At 70.1% G+C, this 7,416-nt stretch carries 5 protein-coding genes and 1 pseudogene; 1 reads left to right on the top strand and 5 read right to left on the bottom strand.

Going from position 1 to position 7,416, the window contains the following annotated elements:
- The 5 genes and pseudogenes from AC07EJ_RS32600 to tkt form a co-directional block, all read right to left on the bottom strand.
- Positions 1-416, bottom strand: a pseudogene (locus AC07EJ_RS32600) (glucose-6-phosphate isomerase); the annotation flags it as partial.
- The gene (gene opcA, locus AC07EJ_RS32595; protein WP_389483645.1) at positions 409-1,344 is read right to left on the bottom strand and encodes a glucose-6-phosphate dehydrogenase assembly protein OpcA; all 936 of its coding nucleotides are present in this window, start codon (positions 1,342-1,344) and stop codon (positions 409-411) included. The gene opcA and the pseudogene AC07EJ_RS32600, both read right to left, overlap by 8 nt.
- Positions 1,341-2,873, bottom strand: a complete 1,533-nt coding sequence (gene zwf, locus AC07EJ_RS32590) for a glucose-6-phosphate dehydrogenase (RefSeq protein ID WP_389483648.1) — start codon at positions 2,871-2,873, stop codon at positions 1,341-1,343. The genes opcA and zwf overlap by 4 nt, the downstream gene beginning before the upstream one ends.
- The gene (gene tal, locus AC07EJ_RS32585; RefSeq protein WP_393587247.1) at positions 2,870-4,006 is read right to left on the bottom strand and encodes a transaldolase; all 1,137 of its coding nucleotides are present in this window, start codon (positions 4,004-4,006) and stop codon (positions 2,870-2,872) included. Before tal ends, zwf begins: the two co-directional genes overlap by 4 nt.
- 48 nt (positions 4,007-4,054) lie before the next feature.
- Positions 4,055-6,139 (bottom strand): transketolase, encoded by a 2,085-nt coding sequence (gene tkt, locus AC07EJ_RS32580; RefSeq protein ID WP_389483653.1) that lies wholly within the window; start codon positions 6,137-6,139, stop codon positions 4,055-4,057.
- Positions 6,140-6,332: 193 nt separating this feature from the next.
- On the opposite strand from tkt, the gene AC07EJ_RS32575 reads away from it, so the two are divergent.
- Positions 6,333-7,247 (top strand): helix-turn-helix transcriptional regulator, encoded by a 915-nt coding sequence (locus AC07EJ_RS32575; RefSeq protein WP_478885624.1) that lies wholly within the window; start codon positions 6,333-6,335, stop codon positions 7,245-7,247.
- Positions 7,248-7,416 lie beyond the last annotated feature (169 nt).

Below are 7,416 nucleotides of genomic sequence, written 5' to 3'. Positions count from 1 at the left end.
TCGCCCGAACGGACCTTGTCCGCGAAGACGGCCATCTTGTCCAGGACCGCATGCACCTGCGGGACGACATCGACGCCGTCGACCTCGATCACCGCACCCCGCGGAGCCCGCAGCGCCGCGTGCAGAACAGCCCGGTCCTCCGTCGTGTTGATCTTCTCGCCACGGAACATGGCGTCCCGCTGCCCGAACACGTCGGTGGCGGTGGCCAGTTCCTGGAGCAGGGCGAGCGTCTCGTCCGTGATCAGGTGCTTGGAGTAGTCGATGTGCAGATCGCCGACCTGGACGGTGTAGCGCCCGGCGCGGTCCGGGTCGGTGGCGAACAGATCCCGCAGGTGGACCTGGCGCTGCTTCGCGCGGTGGTCCGACAGGGCCGTCCACTGGGGGCGGACCGTGAGGTGCGGGGTGGTGTCAGGCATGTTGAACGCGCTCCTTGGTGCCGTCGCCGCGCAAGGCGATGGCGTACATCTCGTCCGCGTCGAGGCGGCGGAGTTCTTCGGCGATCAGCTCGGAGGTGGTGCGGACCTTGAGGGCCAGGGTGCGCTGCGGCTGGCCGGGCAGGGTGAGCTGCGCGAGGGGCCCGTCGGGGCGGTCGATGCGGATCTCGCCGCCCGCCGTGCCGAGGCGGACGGCGGTGACGACCGGGCCCTCAGTGGTGACGCGCTCGACGGGCACGCCGAGGCGGACGCCCAGCCAGCGGGCTAGCAGCTCGGCGCTGGGGTTCTCGGCCTCGCTCTCGACGGCCGCCGAGGTGATCTCGGCGCCGGCCTGGTCGAGGGCGGCGGCGAGCATGGAGCGCCACGGGGTGAGGCGGGTCCAGGCCAGATCGGTGTCGCCGGGGGCGTACGAGGCCGCGCGGGCGGCCAGCGCGGACAGCGGGTCCTCGACGGCGTACGTGTCGGTGATGCGGCGCTGGGCGAGCGCTCCCAGGGGGTCCTTGGCGGGAACCTCGGGGGCGTCGACGGGCCACCAGACGACGACGGGCGCGTCCGGGAGCATCAGTGGCAGGACGACGGAGTCGGCGTGCTGGCCGACCTCGCCGTACAGGCGCAGCAGGACGGTCTCGCCGGTACCGGCGTCCGCGCCGACCCTGACCTCGGCGTCGAGGCGGTTGCCCTGGCGGTCGCGGGGCGAGCGGGCGTGCCGCTTGATCACGACGAGGGTGCGCGAGGGGTGCTCGCGCGAGGCCTCCTCCGCGGCCTTGATGGAGTCGTAGGCGTTCTCCTCGTCGGTCACGATGACCATCGTGAGGACCATGCCCACGGCCGGGGTGCCAATCGCCCTGCGGCCTTCCACCAAGGCCTTGTTGACCTTGCTTGCCGTCGTGTCGGTGAGGTCGATCTTCATGGCCTGCGCCAGCTCCGTCCGTCTCGTGCGAGCATCTCGTCCGCTTCCTTCGGGCCCCAGCTTCCCGAGGCGTACTGCGCGGGCCGGCCGTGGGCGTCCCAGTGGCCCTCGATCGGGTCGAGGATCTTCCAGGACTCCTCCACCTCCTCCGTGCGGGGGAAGAGGTTGGCGTCGCCGAGCAGGACGTCCAGGATGAGCCGTTCGTAGGCCTCCGGGCTGGACTCGGTGAAGGACTCGCCGTAGGCGAAGTCCATCGACACGTCCCTGATCTCCATCGACGTACCCGGGACCTTCGAGCCGAAGCGTACGGTCATGCCCTCGTCGGGCTGGACGCGGATGACGATCGCGTTCTGGCCGAGTTCCTCCGTGGCGGTGGAGTCGAACGGGGAGTGCGGGGCGCGCTGGAAGACGACGGCGATCTCGGTGACGCGGCGGCCGAGGCGCTTGCCGGTGCGCAGGTAGAAGGGGACGCCCGCCCAGCGGCGGTTGTCGACCGACAGCTTGATGGCCGCGTAGGTGTCGGTCTTCGACTTGGGGTCGATGCCGTCTTCCTGGAGGTAGCCGGGGACCTTCTCGCCGCCCTGCCAGCCGGCCGCGTACTGGGCGCGGACGGTGTGCTCGCCGAGGTTCTCGGGCAGCCGCACCGACTTGAGGACCTTGAGCTTCTCGGTGAGGAGCGATTCCGCGTCGAAGGAGGCCGGTTCCTCCATGGCGGTCAGCGCCATGAGCTGGAGGAGGTGGTTCTGGATGACGTCACGGGCGGCGCCGATGCCGTCGTAGTAGCCGGCGCGGCCGCCGATGCCGATGTCCTCGGCCATCGTGATCTGCACGTGGTCGACGTAACTCCGGTTCCAGATGGGTTCGTACATCTGGTTGGCGAAGCGGAGGGCCAGGATGTTCTGGACGGTCTCCTTGCCGAGGTAGTGGTCGATGCGGAAGACCTGGTCGGAGTCGAAGACGTCGTGCACGATCGCGTTGAGTTCGCGGGCGCTGGCCAGGTCGTGGCCGAACGGCTTCTCGATGACGGCGCGGCGCCAGGAGCCCTCGGGTCCGTCGGCGAGGCCGTGCTTCTTGAGCTGCTGCACGACCTGCGGGAAGAACTTGGGCGGCACGGAGAGGTAGAAGGCGTAGTTGCCGCTGGTGCCGCGCTTCTCGTCGAGGTCGTCGACGGCCTCGCGCAGCTGCTTGAACGCCGTGTCGTCGTCGAAGTCGCCGGGGATGAAGCGCATGCCTTCGACGAGCTGCTGCCAGACCTCCTCGCGGAACTCGGTGCGGGAGTGCTCGCGCACCGCGTCGTGGACGACCTGGGCGAAGTCCTGGTCCTCCCACTCGCGGCGGGCGAAGCCGACGAGCGAGAAGCCCGGCGGCAGCAGCCCGCGGTTGGCGAGGTCGTAGACCGCCGGCATCAGCTTCTTGCGGGACAGGTCGCCGGTGACGCCGAAGATGACGAGGCCGGAGGGGCCCGCGATGCGCGGCAGGCGGCGGTCGCGGGGGTCCCTCAGCGGGTTCTGCCAAGCAGTGGTGCTCACTTGGCCTGCGCCTCCTTGTCGGCGAGGCGGCCGGCGACCGTGCCGAGCAGGTCGTTCCACGCCACGTCGAACTTGGCGACGCCCTCGTCCTCCAGCTGCTGCACGACCTCGTCGTAGGAGATGCCGAGCGCGTCGACGGCCTTGAGGTCGGCGCGGGCCTGCTCGTAGCCGCCCGTCACCGTGTCGCCGGTGATCTCGCCGTGGTCGGCGGTGGCCTTCAGGGTGGCCTCGGGCATGGTGTTGACCGTGCCCGGGGCGACGAGCTCGTCGACGTACAGGGTGTCCTTGTACGCGGGGTCCTTGACGCCGGTGGAGGCCCACAGCGGGCGCTGCTTGTTGGCGCCGGCGGTCTCCAGCTTGCTCGCGCGCTCGGAGGCGAAGACCTCTTCGTACGCCTCGTACGCGAGACGGGCGTTGGCGAGGGCGGCCTTGCCCTTGAGGGACTTGGCTTCGTCGCTGCCGATCTGGTCGAGGCGCTTGTCGATCTCGGCGTCGACGCGCGAGACGAAGAAGGAGGCGACGGAGTGGATGCCCGCCAGGTCGATGCCCGCGGCCTGCGCCTTCTCCAGGCCCGCGAGGTAGGCGTCCATGACGGCCTTGTAGCGGTCGAGGGAGAAGATCAGGGTGACGTTGACACTGATGCCGAGGCCGATGACCTCGGTGATGGCCGGGAGGCCCGCCTTCGTCGCCGGGATCTTGATCATGACGTTCGGGCGGTCGACCAGCCAGGCGAGCTGCTTGGCCTCGGCGATCGTGGCCTCGGTGTTGTGGGCCAGGCGCGGGTCGACCTCGATGGAGACGCGGCCGTCGCGGCCCTGCGTCGCGTCGTACACGGGGCGCAGGATGTCGGCGGCGGCGCGGACGTCGGCGGTGGTCATCATGCGGACCGCCTCGTCGACGGTGACGCCGCGCGTGGCGAGGTCGGCGAGCTGCTCCTCGTAACCCTCACCGGAGCCGATGGCCGCCTGGAAGATCGAGGGGTTCGTCGTGACGCCCACGACGTGGCTGTTCTCGATGAGTTCGGCGAGGTTGCCGGACTCGATGCGCTTGCGGGACAGGTCGTCCAGCCAGATGGAAACGCCTTCGCCGGCAAGGGACTTGAGGGGCTTGACGGTGGAGTCGGCGTTGCTCATGTTCTTCATCTTCCTTCGGGTGTACGGGTGCGTACGGGTGCCTATGGGTCAGGCGCGGGCGGCGGTGAGGGACTCGCGCGCCGTGGCGGCGATGTTGTCGGCGGTGAAGCCGTACTCGGCGAAGAGCGTGCCGGCGTCGGCGGAGGCGCCGAAGTGCTCCAGGGAGACGATGCGGCCGGCATCGCCGACGTAGCGGTACCAGGTCAGGCCGATGCCGGCCTCGACGGCGACGCGCGCCTTGACGGACGACGGCAGGACGCTGTCCTTGTAGTCCCGCGCCTGCTCCTCGAACCACTCGACGGACGGCATCGACACGACGCGCGTGCCGATCCCCTCGGCCTCCAGCTGCTCGCGGGCGGCCACGGCGAGGTGCACCTCGGAGCCGGTCGCGATCAGGATCAGGTCGGGCGTCGCGGTGGAGGACTCGCGCAGGACGTAACCGCCCTTCGCCGCCTGCTCGTTGAGCTCGTAGGTGGGCACGCCCTGGCGGGTCAGGGCGAGGCCGTGCGGGGCGGGCTTGGTGGTGCCGCGGCGCAGGATCTCGCGCCAGGCGACGGCGGTCTCGTTGGCGTCGGCCGGGCGGACGATGTTCAGGCCCGGGATGGCGCGCAGGGAGGCGAGGTGCTCGACGGGCTGGTGCGTGGGGCCGTCCTCGCCCAGGCCGATGGAGTCGTGGGTCCACACGTACGTCACGGGGAGCTGCATCAGCGCGGAGAGGCGGACGGCGTTGCGCATGTAGTCCGAGAAGACGAGGAACGTGCCGCCGTAGATGCGGGTGTTGCCGTGCAGCGCGATGCCGTTCATCTCGGCGGCCATCGAGTGCTCGCGGATGCCGAAGTGGATCGTGCGGCCGTACGGGTCGGCCTCCGGCAGCGGGTTGCCCTTGGGCAGGAACGAACTGCCCTTGTCGATGGTCGTGTTGTTCGAGCCCGCGAGGTCGGCCGAGCCGCCCCACAGCTCCGGGATGACCGGGCCGAGCGCCTGGAGGACCTTGCCGGACGCGGCACGCGTCGCGACCTTCGTGCCCTCGTCGAAGGTCGGGAGCGCCTGCTCCCAGCCCTCGGGGAGGCGGCCGGCGACGATGCGGTCGAGCAGGGCGGAGCGCTCGGGCTCGGCCGTGCGCCACTCGCCGAGGCGCTTGTCCCACTCGGCGTGCGCGTCGGCGCCGCGGTCGAGGGCCCCGCGGGTGTGGGCGATGACGTCGTCGGCGACCTCGAAGGTCTGCTCCGGGTCGAAGCCGAGGACGCGCTTGGTGGCGGCGATCTCCTCGGCGCCGAGCGCGGAGCCGTGGGAGGCCTCGGTGTTCTGCGCGTTCGGGGCGGGCCAGGCGATGATCGTGCGCATCGCGATGATGGAGGGTCGGCCGGTCTCGGCCTTGGCCGCGGCCAGGGCCTCGTACAGGGCGTGCACGTCGGTGTCGCCGTCGGCCTTGGGCTCGATGCGCTGGACGTGCCAGCCGTAGGCCTCGTAGCGCTTGAGGACGTCCTCGGAGAAGGCGGTGGCGGTGTCGCCCTCGATGGAGATGTGGTTGTCGTCGTAGACGAAGACGAGGTTGCCGAGCTTCTGGTGGCCGGCGAGGGAGGAGGCCTCGGCGGAGATGCCCTCCTCCAGGTCGCCGTCGGAGACGATCGCCCAGATGGTGTGGTCGAAGGGGGACTCGCCCTCGGGGGCCTCGGGGTCGAAGAGGCCGCGCTCGTAGCGGGCCGCCATGGCCATGCCGACGGCGTTGGCGACGCCCTGGCCGAGCGGGCCGGTCGTCGTCTCGACACCGGCGGTGTGGCCGTACTCGGGGTGGCCCGGGGTCTTCGAGCCGTGGGTGCGGAACGCCTTCAGGTCGTCGAGCTCCAGCTCGTAGCCGGACAGGAAGAGCTGGGTGTAGAGGGTGAGGCTGGTGTGGCCCGGGGAGAGGACGAAGCGGTCGCGTCCGGTCCACTCGGGGTCGGCCGGGTCGTGGCGCATGACCTTCTGGAAGAGGGTGTACGCGGCGGGGGCCAGGCTCATCGCCGTGCCCGGGTGGCCGTTGCCGACCTGCTGCACGGCGTCGGCCGCGAGCAGGCGCGCGGTGTCGACGGCACGCCGGTCGAGGTCACTCCACTCGAAGGGGCCGAGGGCGTCCGGTGTCTGCGTGCTCATCTGTACGACTTCCTTCGCATCCGTGTGGCATCCGAGGTACCGAAAGGCACCGCCCGACAGGACCGAAAGCCCTGGTCGAACTACCTACGAATCTAAAGGTCATACTTTTGGCGCGGCAGGTGCGCCCGTGCCAGCGTTCGGTGAAAATGGGACACCCGTAAGAGGCCGAGCCGGTTTGAGTCAAGGAAAGTGGATGACGGAGCAGGGTGGCGCACATCCGAGCGCACATATGGGAGCCGCGGAGCACATCCGTACGTATCCCTTCGACCCGAGCGCCAGCGTGTCCGGGGTCGGGATACAGATCGGCCCGATGGGCACGGAGGGCCCCTGGGCGGGTGGCATCGGCCTGTCGCGCCGCGTGCACCGGATCGACTTCCACGTCCTGCTCTTCTTCCGCGAGGGCCCGGTCCACCACATGATCGACTTCACGGAGTACGAGGTCGGCGCCGGCGACATCCTGTGGATCCGCCCCGGCCAGGTGCACGGCTTCTCGACGAGCGAGCGCTACGTCGGCACGGCACTCACCATGCAGCCCGGCTTCCTGCCGCGCGCGATCGTCGAGGCGACGGGCCTGTACCGCTACGACCGGCCGCCCCTGCTCCACCCCGACGAGGCCCAAATCGCCGCACTGGACGCCTCGTTGGAGCAGTTGAAGCGCGAGTACCTGGACACGGCGACGCTCCCGCTCAGCCTGCACACGTCGGTACTGCGGCACTCCCTGACGGCGTTCATGCTGCGGGTGGCCCACGTGTCGGCGCAGGCGGCGGCGGACGAGTGCAGACCGCAGCCGGACACGACGTTCAGCCGCTTCCGCATGGCGGTCGAGCAGGGCTTCACCACGAACCACAGCGTGAGCGCGTACGCCGACGAGCTCGGCTACTCCCGGCGCACCCTCGTCCGCGCGGTGCGGGCGGCGACCGGCCAGACCCCCAAGGCGTTCATCGACCGCCGGGTGATCCTGGAGGCCAAGCGCCTACTCGCCCACACGGACCTGCCGGTGGGCCGGATCGGCGTGGCGGTCGGCATCGCGGACTCGGCGAACTTCTCCAAGTTCTTCCAGCAGCACGCGGGCGTGACGCCGGCGGCATTCCGGGCCGAACAGGTCTGATAAGTCCCTTTTTTACGGGATGCGCCTACGTTTCCCCGGATACACACGCGCCCGCGGCGGCCCCATTTCACCCTGCGCAACGGGGGGTTGACCGTTCCCCCACCGCCCCTTACGTTGCTCGCACCTCCCGCAGGTATATCGATTAACCACTCTCGGTTGGAGACATACC

This window comes from Streptomyces sp. NPDC045026, assembly GCF_056432625.1.
Note: the sequence above shows the minus strand (reverse complement) of the source record. Positions and strands in the feature narration are given on the sequence as shown.